Below are 18,184 nucleotides of genomic sequence, written 5' to 3'. Positions count from 1 at the left end.
GGGTGCGGATGGTCGCTGTTGGACACGCTGCGGCAAACTTTCCCGGTCTAGACTGGTGCAGGCCGTCGTCACAGGCCGGGACCGAAACCTTCCATCGAGGAACCCATGGTGAAGAGAAACATGCTGCTGGCGGCGCTGTCGCTGATCGCGGGTCTGGCTGCCGCGCCGGTCCAGGCGAGCGAGGCGGCCCATGTCCACCGGCAACCGAGCGCGGTCGCCGAGACCGGGCGGGTGATCGTGAAGTACCGTGCCAATGCCGCGGTGTTGGCTGCCACGACGGGTACCGCCACCGCCCAGTCGGCCCGTGCCGGCGTGCAAGGGGTGCAGGCCGCCAGCCGCATGAGCGCCCGCCTGGGGCTGGCGCTGACTGACGGCCGCGCCCTGGACGCCCGCACCCAGGTGCTCAAGTCCAGCGCCCTGGGCAGCGCGGCCCTGGCCAAGCGACTGGCCCAGGACAGCAATGTCGAGTGGGCCGTGGTGGATCAGCGCCGCTTCATCACCTCCGCGACCGCACCCAACGATCCCCTGTATCCGGACAACCTCAGTGCCTCGCTGAGCAACCTGACGGCCGGCCAGTGGTACCTGCGTGCCCCCACGCCCACCTACGCCTCGGCCATCAATGGCCCGGGCGCCTGGGCCAGCGCCACCGGCAGCAATGTGGTGGTGGCCGTGCTGGACACCGGCATCCGGCCGGACCACCCCGACCTGGCGGGCAACATCCTGTCCTCGGGTTACGACTTCATCTCGGACGCGGCCATCGCCAACGACGGGGATGGGCGCGACGGCGATCCGACCGACCCCGGCGACTGGATCTCCCAGAGCGATCTGTCGAACGCGACCTTCTCGGGCTGCACGGTGGGCGACAGCTCCTGGCACGGCACCGTGGTGACCGGCATCATCGGCGCCACGGCCGACAACGGCGTGGGTATCGCCGGGGTGGCGCCCCATGTGTCCATCCTGCCGGTGCGGGTGCTGGGCAAGTGCGGTGGCTACGACTCCGACATCATCGCGGGCATGCTGTGGGCCGCCGGCCTGAGCGTGTCGGGCGTGCCTGCCAACACCCATCCGGCCAAGGTGCTCAACATGAGCCTGGGCGCCACCGGCAGCTGTTCCACCGCCTACCAGGACGCCGTGAACCAGGTGAACGCCGCGGGTGCGGTGGTGGTCGCCGCGGCCGGCAACGAGAGCGTGGCGGCCGGGGCGCCGGCCAACTGCAGCGGCGTCATCGGCGTGGCGGCCCTGCGCAATGTGGGCACCAAGGCCGGGTATTCCAGCCTGGGCTCGACGGTGAGCATCAGCGCGCCCGGGGGCAACTGCGGCAGCGGCGCGACCTGCGCCTACGCCATCCTGAGCACCACCAACAGCGGCACCACCACGCCCAGCACCAACACCTACACGGATGCGACCTACGCCAGCGCGGAGGTCGGCACCAGCTTTGCCGCTCCCATGGTGTCCGGCACGGCCGCGCTGATGTTCTCGCTCAACAGCAGCCTCACGCCCGCCCAGGTGAAGAGCCTGTTGCAGGCCAGTGCGCGCAGCTTCCCCAGCACCGGCGGCACCGCCGGCATTTCCACCTGCCAGGCACCGTCGGGCAGCACCACCCAGGACGAGTGCTACTGCACCACCAGCACCTGCGGCGCGGGCATGCTCGACGCCTCGGCGGCCCTGTCGGCCGTGCAGGGCAAGGTTCCTCCCAAGGTTGTGTTGGCTTTCTCGCCCTCCAGCAGCGTGGTGGCGGGCAACAGCGTCACGCTGGACGCCTCCGCTTCCTCTGCGGCCAGCGGTGCCAGCATTGCCGGGTACGCCTGGGAAATCGCGTCGGGTGTGGGCCTGGCCAGCTTCTCGGGCAGCACCAGCGGCAGCACCGCCACCCTGGTCACGACCGGGATCGGCACGGTGACGGTGAAGCTGACGGTCACCGACAGCCGCGGGGTGTCCGCCAGTTCGTTCGAGACGCTGACCATCACCGCCTCCACGCCCCCCACGGCCAGCTTCACGGTGTCGTCCAGCAGCGTGGTGGTGGGCAACAGCGTGACGCTGGATGCCTCGGCGTCCTCGGCCGCCAGCGGTGCCTCCATCGCCAGCTACGCCTGGGCCATCACCTCGGGCAGCGACATCGCCAGCTTCTCGGGCAGCACCAGCGGCAGCACCGCCACCCTGGTCACCAGCGGATCCGGCAGCGTGACGGTGCAGCTGACCGTCACCGACAGCCGCGGGGTCTCCGCCAGTCTGTCCAGAACGCTGACCGTCACGGCGGCCGCGCTCCCCACCGCCAGCTTCACGGTGTCGTCCAGCAGCGTGGCGGCGGGCAACAGCGTGACGCTGGACGCCTCGGCGTCCTCGGCCGCCGGCGGGGCCTCCATCGCCAGCTACGCCTGGGCCATCACCTCGGGCGGCGGCATCGCCAGCTTCTCGGGCAGCACCAGCGGCAGCACCGCCACCCTGGTCACCAGCGGATCCGGCAGCGTGACGGTGCAGCTGACTGTCACCGACAGTCTGGGCAACAGCGCCAGTTCCAGCGCCACGATCACCGTGACCAGTCCCGTCTCGGGCTCGGGCGGCGGCGGCGGTGCCCTGGCCCTGTGGTGGCAGTGCGGCCTGCTGGCCCTGGGCCTGCTGCTGCGTCGCCGGGCCGCCTGAGCCAGGCGCGCAGGACCGCACACGACAAGGGGGCTTCGGCCCCCTTTTTCACGCCCGGGGCTTGGCTTGAAGCGCCGCCTGCCGATAACCGTGTCAGGATCAGACCGGTGACATGGGCATGAACACTTGGCGACACCGCACAGTCTGGCTGTGCATCTCGGGGATGGCGGGCACGCTGGGGGCGACGGCCGCGGTGGCCGCGCCGCAGGGGCCGGTGCGCGGCTTCATCGTCCAGTTGCGGGATGCGCCCTTGCATCGACTGCCCGGTGCCGGTGCCCTGTCCGCCCAGGCGCAGGCCCAGCGCAGCCGCGCCCTGGCCCTGGACCAGCAACGCTGGCAGCAGGTGACCCAGGGAGTGGGCCTGAACCGCGCCCCGGGCTGGCGCCTGCAGGCCGTGGGGGCTTCGGCCCAGCGTCTGACCTGGTCCCATGCCCTGACCCCTCAGGAGCAGCGCATCTGGGGCGCCCGGCTGGCGGCCCGCGCCGAGGTGGCCTGGGTGGTGCCCGACACGGTGGAGCCTTCGCTGCAGCAGGTGACGCCGGATGACCCGCTGTTCGCCGGCACCAGCGGCCAGTGGTGGCTCCAGCCCGTCGGCGGCAGCGACAGTCTGCCCCTGGAGAGCCGCCTGCGCGGCGTGCCGGGCCTGCAGACCGCCTGGTCGCGCGGCACGGGGGATGCCGCGCCGGTGCTGGCGGTGCTGGACACCGGCATCACCGCCCACCCCGACCTGGCCGCCGGTCGGCTGCTGCCGGGCTTCGACATGGTGGCCGACTGGGACAGCGGCACCGGCCGTGGCTATGCCAACGACGGCGACGGCCGGGATGCCGACCCCAGTGACCCGGGCGACTGGGTCAGCACCAGCGATCAGGCGGTGGATGCCGGCCGCTACGGCGATTGCGCGGTGCAGCCCAGCAGCTGGCACGGCACCACCGTCACCGGCATCATCGCCGCCACCGCCGGAAATGCGCAGGGGGTGGCGGGGGCCAACTGGGGCGTGCGCATCCTGCCGGTGCGGGTGGCCGGCAAGTGCGGCGCCTCGGTCAGCGACATCGTCGATGGCATGCGCTGGGCGGCGGGCCTGGCGGTCTGCCAGACCTGGAGCAACAGTCAGAACCCCGGCGGCTCCTGCACGCAGTGGGCGCCCACCAACCCCACGCCGGCCCGGGTGGTGAACATCAGCTTCGGCGGGGCGGCCAGCTGCAACGCGGCCTACCAGAGCGCCATCGACGAGCTGTGGGCCAAGGGTGTGCTGGTGGTGGCCGCCGGCGGCAACGACCACGGCGACCCCAGTCGCCCGGCCAACTGCAACCATGTGCTGGGTGTGGCGGCACTCAACCGGGATGGCTTCAAGGCCAACTACTCCAATTTCGGCGCGGCCCTCGGTCTGGCCACGGTGGGCGGCGACGACACCGGCGGCCGCTGGGGCAGCCTGCTGGCCGACGGCGGCCTGCTGACCCTGGGCAACGACGGCGACACCGCCGCCGGGCAGGGGGTGTACAACCGCCACGCCGGCACCAGCTTCGCGGCGCCGGTGGTCAGCGCGGTGGCGGCCCAGATGCTCTCCCTGGCCCCGGCCCTGGGGCCGGCGGACCTGGTGCGGGGCCTGCAGGCCAGCGCACGGCCGCATGTGCGTTCGTCCCTGATGGCCGCCTGCAGCAGCGACAACCCGGGTCGCTGCCTGTGCACCACCAGCACCTGCGGGGCCGGCATCCTGGACGCGGACGAGGCCTTGCGCTGGGCGCAGCTGAGCGCAGCGGGCCAGACCTACCAGGCGCCCAGCTGGCCGCAGGTGATGATCGACAACAGCGAGCTGCGGGCGGCCGTGGCCCTGGGGCCGGACCGCGAGGCGGCCGCGGGCAGCACCGGCGGCAGCAGCACGGGCAGTGACAGCGGGGGAGGCGGCGGTGGCGGCTTTGGTGCCGCCGAACTGGCGGGGCTGGTCCTGCTGGCGGCGGGGCTGGGCATCAGGGGGCGGCGTCGCACGCCTGCCAGCGCGGCCCGTCGTTCGCCCCGCTCAGCCGGCTCAGCTGCTCGGCGCTGAGCGGCGAAGCCCGCAGCAGGTGCTCCACGCGAGCGGGCACCAGCACTTCCACCCGGGCGCTGTGCGCGCCCTGGCGGTTGACCTGGGCCAGGCGGGCCTGCGCCTCGGCGGGGCTGCCGAACTGCCCCAGCGACAGGCCAGGACTCAGACGCGGGTGGTTGACCAGCTCGTCGGCCGCGATCTTCAGTCCCTTGAGCTCCTGCTGCTTCTTCTGCAGCAGCTCGGGCGTCTTGTAGGGCCCCATCACCACCGCCCAGCGTCCGCCGCTTTCCGCTCGGCGGTCCTGCCACTGGCCCTCCTTCAGGCCCAGCGCCTGAAGCTGTGCCAGGGCCGGCGCCAGGGCGGCATCGGACAGCGGACCGGCCTGCAGGCAGCCCGTCTCGGCCGCTGCGGAAGCTGGCGCCGCCGCGCTGGCCGCCGCCACCGGCGCCGAGGCCGCGCCATGCACCACCCGCACCGCCTGCGGGTTGATCTGCCGGGTCAGGCGCTCGGGGTCGCGCTGGCTGTCGGGGCCGGGCAGGCCCAGGGCGTGGGCCACGGTGGGCTGGCGCCAGGCCCAGACGGCCAGATTGGCCAGCACCAGGGCGATCAACAGCGCACGCAGCATCTCAGGCGGTGGGGGGCAGGGGGCGCACGCTCACTTCGCCGCTGACGATGCGGTGCAGTGCCCCGTCGTGCCGCACCAGCAGGGCGCCGTCCTCGGCCACGCCCTCGGCTTCGCCCTGGGGGCAGGCGGGGTCGGTGGTGCTCACCAGGTGGCCGCGCAGCAGGTCGCGTGCGGCATAGGCCTGCACCAGCCCGCCAAAGCCTTCGCGTTCGAAGCGCGCCAGCACCCGGGCCAGCTCCGGCATCACCCGGGCCAGCACCTGGGGGGCGTCCAGGCCGGGCAGGAACTCGCTGAGCGAGGCCACCTGCTCCGGCATGGTCAGCGGCAGGATGTTCAGACCGATGCCGATGACCGCCATGCGCTGGTCCGTCACCTGCATGCCCTCGATCAGGATGCCGCCGAGCTTGCGGCCCTGGCCGGGGGCGTCCAGGCGCCAGAGGTCGTTGGGCCATTTCAGGCCCAGCTGGGTGCCGGCCGGGTCCAGCGCGGTGGCCACCGCCAGGCCCACGGCCAGCGACAGGCCGGACCAGTCCGGGCGCTGGATGGCCAGGCTCAGCGAGAAGGTGAGCGAGGCGCCGGGCAGGGATTCCCAGCTGCGGCCCAGGCGCCCTCGGCCGTGGGTCTGCTGCACGGCCACCAGCAGCGAGGGGGCCAGGTCGCTGGCGCGCAGCGGCCGGCCCTGGGCGGCCTGGGTCAGCTGGCGCAGCCGGTCCATCAGGGCGCCGTTGGTCGAGTCCAGGCGGTCCACGACCTCGATCGACAGGTCCGGCAGGTCACCCTGGAGCTGCTCCCACAGCGCGTGGATGCCCCAGATGCTGTGGCGATCGGACGGGCTGCCGTGGTTCATCGGGGAGGATGCCATCGCAAGACCTCACTGCCGGCGCGTGGCGCGGCGCTTGGGGCTGAGCATGGTGTGCCGGCATTCCGGCGCGCCGCAGCGGCATTCGTAGCGCTTCTTCAGCGCCGGGGTGTAGCGCTCGTCGATGGTCAGGCCGTAGTCGTAGGAGAGTTCCTCGCCCGGAGCGATGGGGCGCAGGGCCTTGATGAACACCCGGCCGTCGTCGGTTTCCTCGGCCTCGCAGTTCGGGTCGCAGGAGTGGTTGATCCAGCGCGAGGCATTGCCGCCGTACAGGGCGTCGATCACCTCGCCGGTGCGCAGCTGGAAGTAGAAGGTGTGCTCGGGGTTGGAGGGGTCGTGCGGGTGGCGGCGCAGGGCCTCGTCCCAGTCGATGCGGTCGCCGGTGTATTCGACCAGCACCTCGCCCGGCTCGATGGCCTGCAGCGCGAACACGCCCTTGCCATGCACCCCGCTGCGGCGGACCTGGATGCGCCGCCCGGAGGCGGCGGAGGCGGTGCGCGGGGCTTTCGCTTGCATGGCAGGCTTCATTGGGTACATTGAAATCATGAGCGCGCGTGCGCGTGCACGCGCGGGACGGGCCGATTGTAGGCATGGCCCGAGGCGGACCCGACAGACACGACAAGACCGATGAGCAAGTCACTGATCATTGCGGAAAAGCCCAGCGTGGCGCAGGACATCGTCCGGGCGCTGACGCCGGTGGCCGGCAAGTTCGAAAAACTGGCCGACCATTTCGAGAACGACCGCTATGTGGTCACTTCGGCGGTGGGCCACCTGGTGGAGATCAAGGCGCCGGACGACTACGACGTCAAGCGCGGCAAGTGGAGCTTCGCCAACCTGCCGGTGGTGCCGCCGCATTTCGACCTGGCGCCCATCGACAAGGCCAAGGCGCGGCTCACCGCGGTGGTCAAGCTGGTCAAGCGCAAGGACGTGACCGAGCTGATCAACGCCTGTGACGCGGGGCGCGAAGGGGAGCTGATCTTCCGCCTGATCGTCCAGTACGCCGGCGGCGCCAAGGGGCCGATCGACAAGCCGGTGCGGCGCCTGTGGCTGCAGAGCATGACGCCCCAGGCCATCCGTGACGGTTTCGAGAAACTGCGCAGCAACGAGCAGATGCTGGGCCTGGCCGACGCGGCGCGCAGCCGCTCCGAGGCCGACTGGCTGGTGGGCATCAACGGCACGCGGGCCATGACGGCCTTCAATTCGCGCGACGGCGGCTTCTTCCTGACCACCGTCGGCCGGGTGCAGACGCCCACGCTGTCCATCGTCGTCGAGCGCGAGGAGAAGATCCGCAAGCACGTGCCGCGCGACTACTGGGAGATCAAGGCCGAGTTCGGCGCCCAGGCTGGCGTGTACGAGGGCAAGTGGTTCGACCCGGCCTTCAAGAAGGACCCGAACGACGCCGACAAGCGCGCTGACCGGCTCTGGAACGAGGCCGATGCCCAGGCCATCGTCGAGGCTGTGCGTGGCCGCAGCGCCACCGTCACCGAGGAGGCCAAGCCCAGCAGCCAGGCCTGCCCGGGCTTGTACGACCTGACCACGCTGCAGCGCGAGGCCAACAGCCGCTTCGGCTTCTCGGCCAAGACCACGCTGTCGCTGGCCCAGGCCCTGTATGAAAAGCACAAGGTGCTGACCTACCCCCGGACGGATTCACGCCACCTGCCGGAGGACTACCTCAGCGTGGTCAAGCAGACCTTCGGCATGCTGGCCGAGGAGGACCTGCCCGGCCCGCTGCAGCACCTGGCCCAGCACGCCCGCAAGGGCCTCAAGGAGGGCTACATCAAGCCCAGCAAGCGCGTCTTCGACAACGCCAAGGTGTCGGACCACTTCGCCATCATCCCCACGCTGCAGGCGCCCAAGAGCCTGACCGAGGCCGAGGCCAAGCTCTACGATCTGGTCGTCAAGCGCTTCATCGCCATCTTCTTCCCCTCGGCCGAGTACATGGTCACCACCCGCATCACCAAGGTGCCGGTGCAAGGCGGTGTCGTTCACCAGTTCCAGACCAACGGCAAGGTGCTGGTCAACCCCGGCTGGCTGGCCGTCTACGGCAAGGAAGCCCAGGACGAGGACGCCAATCTGGTGCCGGTGCAGCCCGGCGAGGGCGTGGTGACCGAGGAGGTGGCCCTGGCCGCCCTGCGCACCAAGCCGCCGGCCCGCTACACCGAAGCCACGCTGCTGTCGGCCATGGAAGGCGCGGGCAAGCTGATCGACGACGACGAGCTGCGCGAGGCCATGGCCGAGAAGGGCCTGGGCACGCCAGCCACCCGTGCGGCCATCATCGAAGGCCTGATCACCGAGAAGTACATGCTGCGCGAAGGCCGCGAGCTGATGCCCACGGCCAAGGCCTTCCAGCTGATGACCCTGCTGCGCGGCCTGGGCGTGGAGGACCTGACCAAGCCCGAGCTGACCGGCAACTGGGAGTACCAGCTCGCCGAGATGGAGCAGGGCAAGCTCTCGCGCGAGCGCTTCATGCAGGACATCGCGGCGATGGCCGAGCGCATCGTCAAGAAGGCCAAGGAATACGACCGCGACACCATCCCGGGCGACTACGCGACGCTCCAGACGCCCTGCCCGAACTGCGGCGGCGTGGTCAAGGAGAACTACCGCCGCTTCACCTGCACCGGGGCTTCAGGGGATGCCGAGGGCTGCGGCTTCTCGATCACCAAGATTCCGGCCGGGCGCAGCTTCGAGCTGCCCGAGGTGGAGCAATTCCTGCGCGACAAGCACATCGGTCCGCTGGAAGGCTTCCGCTCCAAGGCGGGCTGGCCCTTCACGGCGGAACTCAAGCTGGTCCACGACGAGGAAGTGAAGAACTGGAAGCTGGAGTTCGACTTCGGCGAGGATGCCCAGCAGGCCGAGGAAGGCGAGCCGGTGGACTTCTCCGGCCAGGAGAGCCTGGGCCCCTGCCCCAAGTGCCAGGGCCACGTCTACGAGCACGGTGCCAACTACGTCTGCGAGCACGCGGTGGGCGCGCACGTGACCTGCGACTTCAAGAGCGGCAAGGTCATCCTGACCCAGCCGGTGGACCGCGGGCAGTTCAGCAAGCTGCTGGCCACCGGCAAGACCGACCTGCTGGAGAACTTCGTCTCCAACAAGACGCGCCGCAAGTTCAAGGCCTTCCTGGCCTACGACAAGAAGGAAGGCAAGGTGGGCTTCGAGTTCGAGCCCCGCGCCGCCAAGGCGCCGGCCAAGAAGGCCGCCCGCAAGACCTCCACCGCCGAGTGAGGCCGCGGCCATGAAAAATGGCCACGCGCCGGATGGCGGGTGGCCCAAGACGGAGAACTCCCAAGCACGGGCCGGTCGCGAGACCGGCCCGTCTTTCCTTCCGACTTACTTCGACAGCTCGATCTGCGAGCTGGTGGCGGTCAGGTAACCCACCGCGGCGCCGAAGCGATCGTCGTAGTTGGTGCGGATGATCGGATCCAGCACCGGCTTGACGATGTCGTGCAGCGGCGATTCCCAGTCACCCGGGTGCTGGAAGTTGCTCATCACGTAGGTCCAGCCGTTGATCTTGTCCACGGCATGCAGGCCGGTGGATTCGGCACCCGACGGGGTGGACAGCACGCGGCTGAGCGTCTGGGTGTCCACGTTGTAGGCCCACAGGAAGTTGTTGACGTGCATGCCGCTGTCCTCGCCGATGAACAGGGTGCGCATCTCTTCCGAGAACTTCAGGTTGTCGGGGTTGGCGATCTTGTCGGCGTTGGCCAGGTTGCCCAGGGCGTCGGCCGTGCTCAGATCCTCGCCCAGCAGGATGAACTGCGAGCTGGTCGGCACCCATTCGCTGTTGATGGCGGCGCCGGTGCTGTCCTTCACGCCGGCGGTCATGGTGTGCTCCAGCACGCCACCGGCGTTGATCGCGGCCGGGAAGTTCACGTTCAGGGCCGGAACGTTGCTGGACTTGCCGGTGACCATCGAGTCCTTGATGGCCGAGATGGCGGAGTAGGCCTTCTTGTCCTTCAGGTTGACCGTCGTGCCTTCCATCTTGGTGAAGGACAGGCTGCCACCCATCATCGCGGCGTAGCGGTGGGTTTCCAGGAAGGCGGCGGCCTTCTCCATGTCCGGCTTGACCTTGACCCACAGCTTCTTCTTGCTGATGACGATCTGGGTGTAGCTGCTGTCGGCCGGGTCGGTGGTCAGCGATTCCATGATGTCGCTGGCCTGGATGCCGCCGCGCACCAGGGTCTCGATCTCGGCGCTGGTGGCCGAGCCCAGCTTGATCCAGCTGATGCTGGCGCTGGAGGTGGCGTTCAGCTCGGTGGTGTACCTGGCCACGTACAGCGTGCCGGAGGAAAGGTCCGTCTCCTTGTCGGCCACGAACATGAACAGGCCGCCGTTGGTGGCGTCGTCGCCCATCAGCACGGTGCGGTTGTCGCCCATGACCTGGACCAGCTCGTGCGAGATGCGGCCCATGCAGTAGTGCTTGGCGATGCTGGCCGTGCCGTCCTTGTTGACGGTGACTTCCGGCAGGTGGCCGTAGTCGTAGGGGTTGGCGGTGCTGCTGTTGCCGAAGAGGTTCTGGCTGAAGGCCTGCAGGGTGGCCAGGCTGCTGCCGTTGGCACCCTGGTCGAAGGCGTCCGGCTCGTACTCTTCCGAGGACAGGTGGGTGCCCCAGGGCGACAGGCTGGCGCCGCAGGTGATCCACAGGCCCTTGACGCCCGAGGTGTCCACGTTGTGGTACTTCACCAGGCTCAGCTTGCCGGTGTCCTTGTCCTGGTCCAGCGACAGCACCGCGATCGGCGAGGGCAGCTGGCCGTACATCGAGGCCAGGGCCTGGTTGCGGGTGGTGTACTCGAACTGGACCACGGCGAAGACCGGGTTGCCCTTGACGCCGGCCACGCTGGCGCCGTCCACGGTCAGCAGCGAGGAGCCGTCCGGGCAGTCCGAGAAGAACTGGCGCTCCGAACCGGCCACCGAGCTGTCGATGATCGGCTGGTTGTGGATGTCGTAGTAGCCGCCGGCCAGCAGGGTGCCGCCCTGGCCGTCGGGCACCTCGGTGCCGGTGATGAAGAAGGGCTGGTAGGCCAGCTCGAAGCTGCGGGTGCTCTTGTCGTCGAAGGTGGCCACCAGCGTGGAAGCGGTGTAGGTCGTGGCCATGTTCTCGGGCGCGCTCAGGTCGGGCGCAGCCATGTTCGAGAACGAGGCGCTCACGAAGTTGGGGCTGTCGCTGCCGTTGCCGCAGGCGGTCAGCAGACCGGCGGAGGCCAGCGAGGAGGCCAGGGGCAGCAGCGGGGCGCCGGCCATGGCTTGGATCAGGCGGCGGCGGGAAATCTGGGGCGTGTTCATGTCAATGCTCGTCCATGCTTGTGGCTTGGCCACGGCGGCGTCGCCGTGGGACAGCCCGCGAATCTAGAAGCCGCAGATGTCGAGAGCGTGACGGTCGGCGCCAACGCCAAGCTGAGTGTGGTGTGACAGCCTCCCGGCGCCGGGCGCATCGGGCTGTCCGGGGCCTTGCAAGACCCCGTGCCAGCGCCGCGTGACGGGACTGTGTATCGTGGCGGACCCTGGGTGCCCCACCCCGGGGCAGGCCCGTCCGGCGCCTGCCGATCCAGCCCTGTCCCACCTGTTCATGACCTGGCCCATCCTGTTCAAGCTGCTCGCCATCGTTCTCGTCGCGGGCCTGGGCTGGGTGGTGGGGCGCACCCGCTGGCTGGGCGATGCCCAGGTGGACCCGGCCCGGGTGCTGGCCAACGCCGCCTTCTACCTGTTCGCGCCGGCCCTGTTCTTCCGCACCACCGCGCGGGTGGATCTGGCGCACCTGCCCTGGGGCATGCTGGCCGCCTTCTTCGCGCCGGTGCTGGCAGTGATGCTGGGGGTCTATGGCGTGCAGCGCGCGCGGCGTGGCCGGCTGGGGCTGCCGGCGGCCGCGCCGGCGGTGCGGGCCATCACCGCCACCTTCGGCAATTCGGTGCAGATCGGCATCCCGGTGGTGGCCGGGGTGCTGGGCGAAACCGGCCTGGGCCTGCACCTGACCCTGGTGAGCGTGCATGCGCTGACCCTGCTGACGGTGTGCACCACGCTGGTGGAGCTGGACCTGGCGCGCGAGCATGCCGGTGCGCAGGCCCACCTGGGCCGGGTGCTGCTGGGCACCCTGCGCAACACGGTGATCCATCCGGTGGTGCTGCCGGTGCTGGCCGGCCTGGCCTGGAACCTCACCGGCTGGGGCCTGCCCGCCCCGGTGGACGAGACGCTGCAGCTGCTGGGCTCAGCGGTGGTGCCGCTGTGCCTGACGCTGATCGGCATGTCGCTGGCCTACCTGGGCCTGCCCGAGCGCCTGGACGGCGCCATCGCGCTCAGCCTCGTCAAGCTGCTGCTGCAGCCGGCCCTGGTGCTGGGGGTGGCGCACTGGGGCTTTGGCCTGGGCGGTGTGCCACTGGCCGTGCTGGTGCTGCTGGCCTGCCTGCCGGCGGGCAGCAACTCGATGATGTTCTCCCAGCGCTACCGCACGCTGGAGGCCGAGACCACCGCCGTCAACGTGCTGTCCACCCTGGCCTGCATCGCGGTCATCCCGCTGTGGCTGGTCGTGCTGGCCTGGGTCGATCCCGCGCTGGCCGCCGCCACCGGCGCGGCGGGATAATCGGGACCATGAGCACGCCCGACATCCCCGCCTACATGGCCCAGCTGGGGCAGGCCGCCCGCGCGGCCGCCACCGCCATGGCCCGCGCCGGCACGCGCGCCAAGAACGACACCCTGCTGGCGCTGGCGCGCCTGCTGCGCGAGCAGACCCCCGCCCTGCAGGCGGACAACGCCCGCGACATCGCCGCCGCCGAGGCCGCCGGCCTGGCTGCGCCGATGGTGGATCGACTGCGCCTGACGCCCAAGGTGCTGGCCACCGTGGCCGAGGGCTGCGAGCAGCTGGCGGCCATGCCCGACCCCATCGGCGAGATCACCGGCGTCAAGCGCCGACCCACCGGCATCAGCGTCGGCCAGATGCGGGTGCCGCTGGGCGTGTTCGGCATGATCTACGAGAGCCGGCCCAACGTGACCATCGAGGCGGCCTCGCTGGCCATCAAGAGCGGCAACGCCTGCATCCTGCGTGGCGGCTCCGAGGCCATCCACTCCAACCTGGCACTGTGGAAGCTGGTGCAGCAGGCCCTGACGGAGGCCGGTCTGCCGGCCACCGCGGTGCAGCTGGTGGAGACCACGGACCGCGCGGCGGTCAAAAGCCTGATTGCCATGCCCGAGTATGTTGACGTGGTCATCCCGCGTGGCGGCAAGGGCCTGGTCGCCCTCATCAGCGCCGAGGCCAAGGTACCCGTCATCAAGCACCTGGACGGCAACTGCCACACCTATGTGGACGCCGAGGTCGACATCGCCCAGGCCCTGGTGGTGACCGACAACGCCAAGACCCAGAAGTACAGCCCCTGCAACGCCACCGAGAGCCTGCTGGTGCACGCGCAGAGCGCCGCGGCCTTCCTGCCGCAGATCGGCGCCATCTTCGCCGCCAAGGGCGTGGAAATGCGCTGCGACCCGGCGGCCCGCGCCATCCTGTCGGACGTGCCGGGCGCGAAGCTGGCCGAGGCCAGCGAAGAAGACTGGGCCACCGAGTACCTGGCGCCCATCATCAGCGTGAAGGTGGTGGCCAGCCTGGACGAGGCCATCGACCACATCAACCGCTACGGCAGCCACCACACCGACGCGATCCTGACCACGAACCACCCGAACGCGATGCGCTTCCTGCGCGAGGTCGATTCGGCCAGCGTGATGGTCAACGCCAGCACCCGCTTTGCCGACGGTTTCGAGTACGGCCTGGGCGCCGAGATCGGCATCAGCACCGACAAGTTCCACGCCCGCGGGCCGGTGGGGCTGGAAGGCCTGACCTCGATGAAGTGGATCGTGCTGGGCCAGGGCGAGACCCGGGCCTGAGCGCCGCCTTCTGCGGACCATGCCCGGACAGTTGCGCCCCGCCATCCAGGCCGATGCCGCGGCCGTGGCCGCGATCTACCGGCCCTATGTGCTGGAGACGCCCGTCTCTTTCGAACAGGTGCCGCCCGTCGCGGCCGAGATGGCCGCGCGCATTGCCAAGGCCCTGTCGCGCTGGGCCTGGCTGGTGCATGAAGGGGCCGACGGCCGGGTGCTGGGCTATGCCTACGCCGGCGCCTACGCCGAGCGGCCCAGCTACCGCTGGTCGGTCATGACCAGCGTCTACAGCCTGCCCGAGCGCCGCCGCCGCGGCGACGGCCGGGCGCTCTACACCGCCCTGCTGGGCCTGCTGCGCTTGCAGGGCTTCGAGCAGGCCATGGCCGGCATCACCCTGCCCAACCCCGGCAGCGAAGGTTTGCACGCGGCCATGGGCTTCCAGCCCGTGGGCGTGTACCGGCGCGCCGGCTTCAAGCTCGGGCGCTGGCACGACATCGGCCACTTCCAGCGGCCGCTGCAGGACGAAGCGAGCGAAGACCCCACGCAGCCGGTGCCGGCCGAGACCCGCCCGCTGGCCGAGGTGCTGGCCTGCGCCCGGGGGCAGGCCGCGCTGGCGGCGGGGCAGGCGCTGCTGAAAGACTGAGGTGATGCGCAGGCAGGGATGCGGTGCCGGCCTCAGCGCCGCCGGCCCGCGTAGACCTGCAGCGTGTCGATGCGGGCGAAGCAGTCGGTCATCACCTCCAGCAGGGCGGCCAGCTTCTTGCCCACGGCCCGCTGCTTCGGGTAGACGCCGTAGACCGGCATGGGCCGTGGCCGCCAGTCCGGCAGCACCGGCAGCAGGGCGCCCGTCTCCAGCTCGGGGCGGCAGAAATAATCCGGCAGCAGGGCGATGCCGAAGCCGTCCAGCGCAAAGGTCTTCTGCACCCAGGGGTCGTTGGTGGTGGTGGGCTGCGTCAGCGGCACCTCGCAGGCGCCCTCGCGCGACATCAGCGACCAGACCGGCGTGGTGCCGGGGCTGTCCAGCCAGATGCTGCGGTGGCGCTTCAACTCGTCCGGCTGGGCGGGCAGTCCGTGCTGGCGCAGGTAGCGTGGGCTGGCAAAGAGGCCGTAGGCCAGCCGGCCCAGGCGCTTGGTCACCAGGTGCGGGTGGCGCGGCAGGTGGGTGCAGACATAGCAGTCCACGCCCTCGGGCAGGTCCTGCAGGCCGTCGCCGGCCAGGTCCAGGTGGCAGCTCACCTGCGGGTGGCGCTCGGCAAAGGTCTTCAGCACCTGGCAGACGAAGGAGGTGCTGAAGTAGTTGCTGGTCAGCACCCGCAGGTCGCCGGACAGGCCTTCGGCCAGGTTCTGCACCGCCACCCGGGCCTGGTCCAGCCCGGCGCCCAGGTCGGCCAGCACCTGGCGGCAGTGCAGCAGGTAGGTCTGCGCGGCCTCGGTGGGCACCATGCGCCGCGGCGTGCGCACGAACAGCGGCATGCCCAGCTCGGCTTCCAGCCGGGCGATCTGCCGGCTCAGCGTAGCCTTGGGCACGCCGCTCTCGGCCTCGGCCCGGGTCAGGCTGCCATGGGTCATCAACAGCACGAAGTGCTCGACCAGCCGGATGTCGATCATGGTCGTCAGTGTTCCACAGATGGAACAGGCCATTGCGCCCGGCCCCTTACATCGGCCGCGCCGGCTCGGTACAAAGCGGGCTTTGCTGCTGCCCCTGTTCCAAGGAATCCCGATGACTGCCCCGCTGCGTGACCCCGTGCTGATCAACGACTGGCATCCGGTGGCCATCGCGGCCGAGCTGGCGCCGGGCCAGCAGACCGCCACCCTGCTGCTGGACACCCATGTGCTGCTCTGGCGCAGCCAGGACGGCCGCCTGCACGCCTGGGAGGACCGCTGCCCCCACCGCGGCATGAAGCTGTCGATGGGCACGCTGCAGTCCGATGGCATCACCTGCCCCTACCACGGCTGGATCTTCGGCGAAGACGGCCAGTGCAAGCACATCCCGGCCATGCCCGAGCTGACGCCCGAGCGCATGACCGGCCGCGTCACCACCTACGCGGTGCAGGAGCGCTACGGCCTGGTCTGGGTCTGCCTGGGCACCCCGGCGCAGGACGTGCTGCCCTTCCCGGAATTCGCCGACGCGCGCCTGCGCAAGGTCTGGTGCGGGCCCTACGAGGTGGCGGCCAGCGGCCCGCGCCTGGTCGAGAACTTCCTGGACATGTCGCACTTCGCCTGGGTGCACACCGACATCCTGGGCGAGAAGAGCCGTCCGGAGATCCCGGACTACGAGGTCCAGAACTTCGACGACCCGGTCTACGGCAGCGGTGTGCGGGCGGTGCAGTGCCAGGCCTGGCAGCCGCGTGCCAACAAGCTGTCGGACAGCGGCAGCCTGGTGGCCTACACCTACCGTGTGGTGCGCCCGCTCACCGCCATCCTGACCAAGGAGCCCGAGGCCATGGCCGGCTTCCACGAGGCCATCAGCCTGCACCTGCAGCCCATGACCGAGACCCGCACCCGGGCCTGGATCATCCTGGCGATGACCAACTTCGAGAGCAGCGACGCCGAGCTGCGCCAGTTCCAGGACACCATCTTCCTGCAGGACCAGCCCATCGTGGAGAACCAGAGCCCGCTGCGCCTGCCGCTGGTGCCGGGCATGGAGATGTCGATCCCGGTGGACCGCATGTCGTTGGCCTACCGCCGCTACCTCAAGCAGCTGGGCCTGCGCTATGGGGTGGTGAGCGAGGCCGAGTGAGCGGCGCCCGGTCCGGCGCGGCACAATTCGCGCCATGACTTCGCACGATCCCCTGCCGTCCGTCGACCCGCGCACGGCCCTGGTGCTGTTCTCCGGCGGCCAGGATTCCACCGTCTGCCTGGCCTGGGCCCTGGCGCGCTTCGCCCGGGTCGAGACCCTGGGCTTCGACTACGGCCAGCGCCACAGGATCGAGCTGGACTGCCGCCAGACGGTGCGGCGCGAGCTGACCGCGCAATTCCCCGCCTGGGCGGACAGGCTCGGCGAGGACCACATGCTCGATCTGTCCCTGCTGGGCCAGATCTCCGACACCGCGCTGACCAGCGAGCGGGCCATCGAGTTGCAGGCCAACGGCCTGCCCAACACCTTCGTGCCCGGTCGCAACCTGCTGTTCCTGACCTTCGCCGCCACGCTGGCCTATCGGCGCGGTGCCAGCGTGCTGGTGGGCGGCATGTGCGAGACGGACTACTCCGGCTACCCGGACTGCCGCGACAACACGCTCAAGGCCCTGCAGGTGGCGCTCAGCCTGGGACTGGACAGCCCGATGACGCTGGACACGCCGCTGATGTTCCTGACCAAGGCCCAGACCTGGGCCCTGTCGGACCAGCTGGGCGGTGCGCGCCTGAACGAGTTGATCGTCGAGCACACCCACACCTGCTACCTGGGCGACCGCGGCCGCCGCCACGCCTGGGGCTATGGCTGCGGCGAATGCCCGTCCTGCCAGCTGCGGGCCCAGGGCCACGCGGCCTGGGTGGCTGCGCAAGGGCAGGGCGTCTGATGAACGGCGACGCCGCCTCCACCCCGGCCCAGGGCCTGCCGCCGGACCTGGCGGCCTCGCTGCCCTGGCCACCGCTGGACGAGCCGGTGGCCACAGAGGGCTTCTGGTTCCACTGGGGCAGCTCGCTGCTGGAACTGGCCCTGCTGCTGATGCTGCTGTTCTGGATGGTGGGCGCGTGGGGACGGCTGTCGCGCCTGCGCACCGGCGTGGCCCAGGCCTGGGGCCAGCTGGACGATGTGCTGATGCGCCGGGCCGCGGCGCTGGACATGCTGATCGCGGCGGTGCGCGACGTGCTGCTGCACGAGGCCGGCAGCCTGCAGGCCCTGGAGCAGGCCCAGGCCCACCAGCGCGAGGCTGCACTGGCGGTGCGCATCCGGCCCCACGCGGCCGAGGCGGTGCAGGCCTGGGCGGCGGCCGAGCGCGAGATGGCCTCGCCGCTGGCGCGGCTGCAGGCCCTGCTGGAGCAGCACGCTGAGGTGGACGACCGTGAGGACGCGATGCGCGCCCGCATCCAGCTGGAGGAGTTGAACGGCCAGGTGGGCTTCGGCCGCCAGACCTTCAACCAGGCGGTGCAAGCCTACAACGACGCACTGACCGAGTTCCCGACCCGGCTGCTGGTGCCGCTGTTCCGGCTGAGCCCGGGCGCCACCGTCTGAGCGCGGGCCCCG

The 18,184-nt window shown here is 70.5% G+C and carries 14 protein-coding genes; 9 read left to right on the top strand and 5 right to left on the bottom strand.

All coding sequences use genetic code 11. The features are described 5' to 3' along the window. The first annotated feature begins 105 nt into the window (after positions 1-105). Together LRM40_RS16125 and LRM40_RS16120 are read left to right on the top strand one after the other, a co-directional pair. On the top strand, positions 106-2,640 hold the full coding sequence (locus LRM40_RS16125) for a S8 family peptidase (RefSeq protein ID WP_231067596.1): 2,535 nt from the start codon (positions 106-108) through the stop codon (positions 2,638-2,640). Positions 2,641-2,758: 118 nt separating this feature from the next. Next, the gene (locus LRM40_RS16120) at positions 2,759-4,681 is read left to right on the top strand and encodes a S8 family serine peptidase (protein WP_170288902.1); all 1,923 of its coding nucleotides are present in this window, start codon (positions 2,759-2,761) and stop codon (positions 4,679-4,681) included. Here LRM40_RS16120 and LRM40_RS16115 read toward each other — a convergent pair. The 3 genes from LRM40_RS16115 to LRM40_RS16105 are packed head-to-tail and all read right to left on the bottom strand — an operon-like array spanning position 4,605 to position 6,663. Next, positions 4,605-5,288, bottom strand: a complete 684-nt coding sequence (locus LRM40_RS16115) for an SPOR domain-containing protein (RefSeq protein ID WP_170288901.1) — start codon at positions 5,286-5,288, stop codon at positions 4,605-4,607. The genes LRM40_RS16120 and LRM40_RS16115 overlap by 77 nt on opposite strands. 1 nt (position 5,289) lies before the next feature. Further along, complete coding sequence (locus LRM40_RS16110; protein WP_231067595.1) at positions 5,290-6,150, bottom strand: biotin--[acetyl-CoA-carboxylase] ligase; 861 nt, start codon at positions 6,148-6,150, stop codon at positions 5,290-5,292. A 9-nt stretch (positions 6,151-6,159) separates the two neighbouring features. Then, positions 6,160-6,663, bottom strand: coding sequence for an SET domain-containing protein (locus tag LRM40_RS16105; protein ID WP_231067594.1), 504 nt, complete (start codon positions 6,661-6,663; stop codon positions 6,160-6,162). Between the two features lie 111 nt (positions 6,664-6,774). Between LRM40_RS16105 and LRM40_RS16100 the strand changes: the two genes are divergently transcribed. After that, positions 6,775-9,369, top strand: coding sequence for a DNA topoisomerase III (locus LRM40_RS16100; protein ID WP_151124636.1), 2,595 nt, complete (start codon positions 6,775-6,777; stop codon positions 9,367-9,369). A gap of 105 nt (positions 9,370-9,474) precedes the next feature. Here LRM40_RS16100 and LRM40_RS16095 read toward each other — a convergent pair whose 3' ends face one another. Beyond that, entirely contained in the window at positions 9,475-11,427 is a 1,953-nt protein-coding gene (locus LRM40_RS16095; protein ID WP_151124635.1) for a PhoX family protein, read from the bottom strand. A gap of 283 nt (positions 11,428-11,710) precedes the next feature. Between LRM40_RS16095 and LRM40_RS16090 the strand changes: the two genes are divergently transcribed. Genes LRM40_RS16090 through LRM40_RS16080 form a run of 3 tightly spaced genes read left to right on the top strand, consistent with a single transcriptional unit; the run spans position 11,711 to position 14,644 of the window. Further along, on the top strand, positions 11,711-12,718 hold the full coding sequence (locus LRM40_RS16090; protein ID WP_151124634.1) for an AEC family transporter: 1,008 nt from the start codon (positions 11,711-11,713) through the stop codon (positions 12,716-12,718). Positions 12,719-12,753: 35 nt separating this feature from the next. Further along, positions 12,754-14,007, top strand: a complete 1,254-nt coding sequence (locus LRM40_RS16085) for a glutamate-5-semialdehyde dehydrogenase (RefSeq protein WP_374429914.1) — start codon at positions 12,754-12,756, stop codon at positions 14,005-14,007. 19 nt (positions 14,008-14,026) lie between these two features. Further along, positions 14,027-14,644: a GNAT family N-acetyltransferase gene (locus LRM40_RS16080; protein WP_151124632.1), complete on the top strand. Its 618-nt coding sequence runs from the start codon at positions 14,027-14,029 to the stop codon at positions 14,642-14,644. 32 nt (positions 14,645-14,676) lie between these two features. On the opposite strand, the gene LRM40_RS16075 is transcribed toward LRM40_RS16080, so the two are convergent. Further along, positions 14,677-15,609 carry a LysR family transcriptional regulator gene (locus LRM40_RS16075; protein WP_170288900.1) on the bottom strand — a complete coding sequence of 311 codons (933 nt, stop codon included), beginning with the start codon at positions 15,607-15,609 and terminating at the stop codon, positions 14,677-14,679. Between the two features lie 112 nt (positions 15,610-15,721). On the opposite strand from LRM40_RS16075, the gene LRM40_RS16070 reads away from it, so the two are divergent. The 3 genes from LRM40_RS16070 to LRM40_RS16060 are packed head-to-tail and all read left to right on the top strand — an operon-like array spanning position 15,722 to position 18,172. After that, positions 15,722-16,741 (top strand): Rieske 2Fe-2S domain-containing protein, encoded by a 1,020-nt coding sequence (locus tag LRM40_RS16070; RefSeq protein ID WP_170288899.1) that lies wholly within the window; start codon positions 15,722-15,724, stop codon positions 16,739-16,741. 34 nt (positions 16,742-16,775) lie between these two features. After that, entirely contained in the window at positions 16,776-17,516 is a 741-nt protein-coding gene (gene queC / locus LRM40_RS16065; RefSeq protein ID WP_151124629.1) for a 7-cyano-7-deazaguanine synthase QueC, read from the top strand. After that, positions 17,516-18,172 (top strand): LemA family protein, encoded by a 657-nt coding sequence (locus LRM40_RS16060; RefSeq protein WP_170288898.1) that lies wholly within the window; start codon positions 17,516-17,518, stop codon positions 18,170-18,172. Before queC ends, LRM40_RS16060 begins: the two co-directional genes overlap by 1 nt. The last annotated feature ends 12 nt before the right edge of the window (positions 18,173-18,184 follow it).

It is taken from the genome of Ideonella dechloratans (assembly GCF_021049305.1).
GTDB classification, from domain to species: domain Bacteria; phylum Pseudomonadota; class Gammaproteobacteria; order Burkholderiales; family Burkholderiaceae_C; genus Ideonella; species Ideonella dechloratans.
This window is presented reverse-complemented; position numbering and strand designations above follow the sequence as displayed.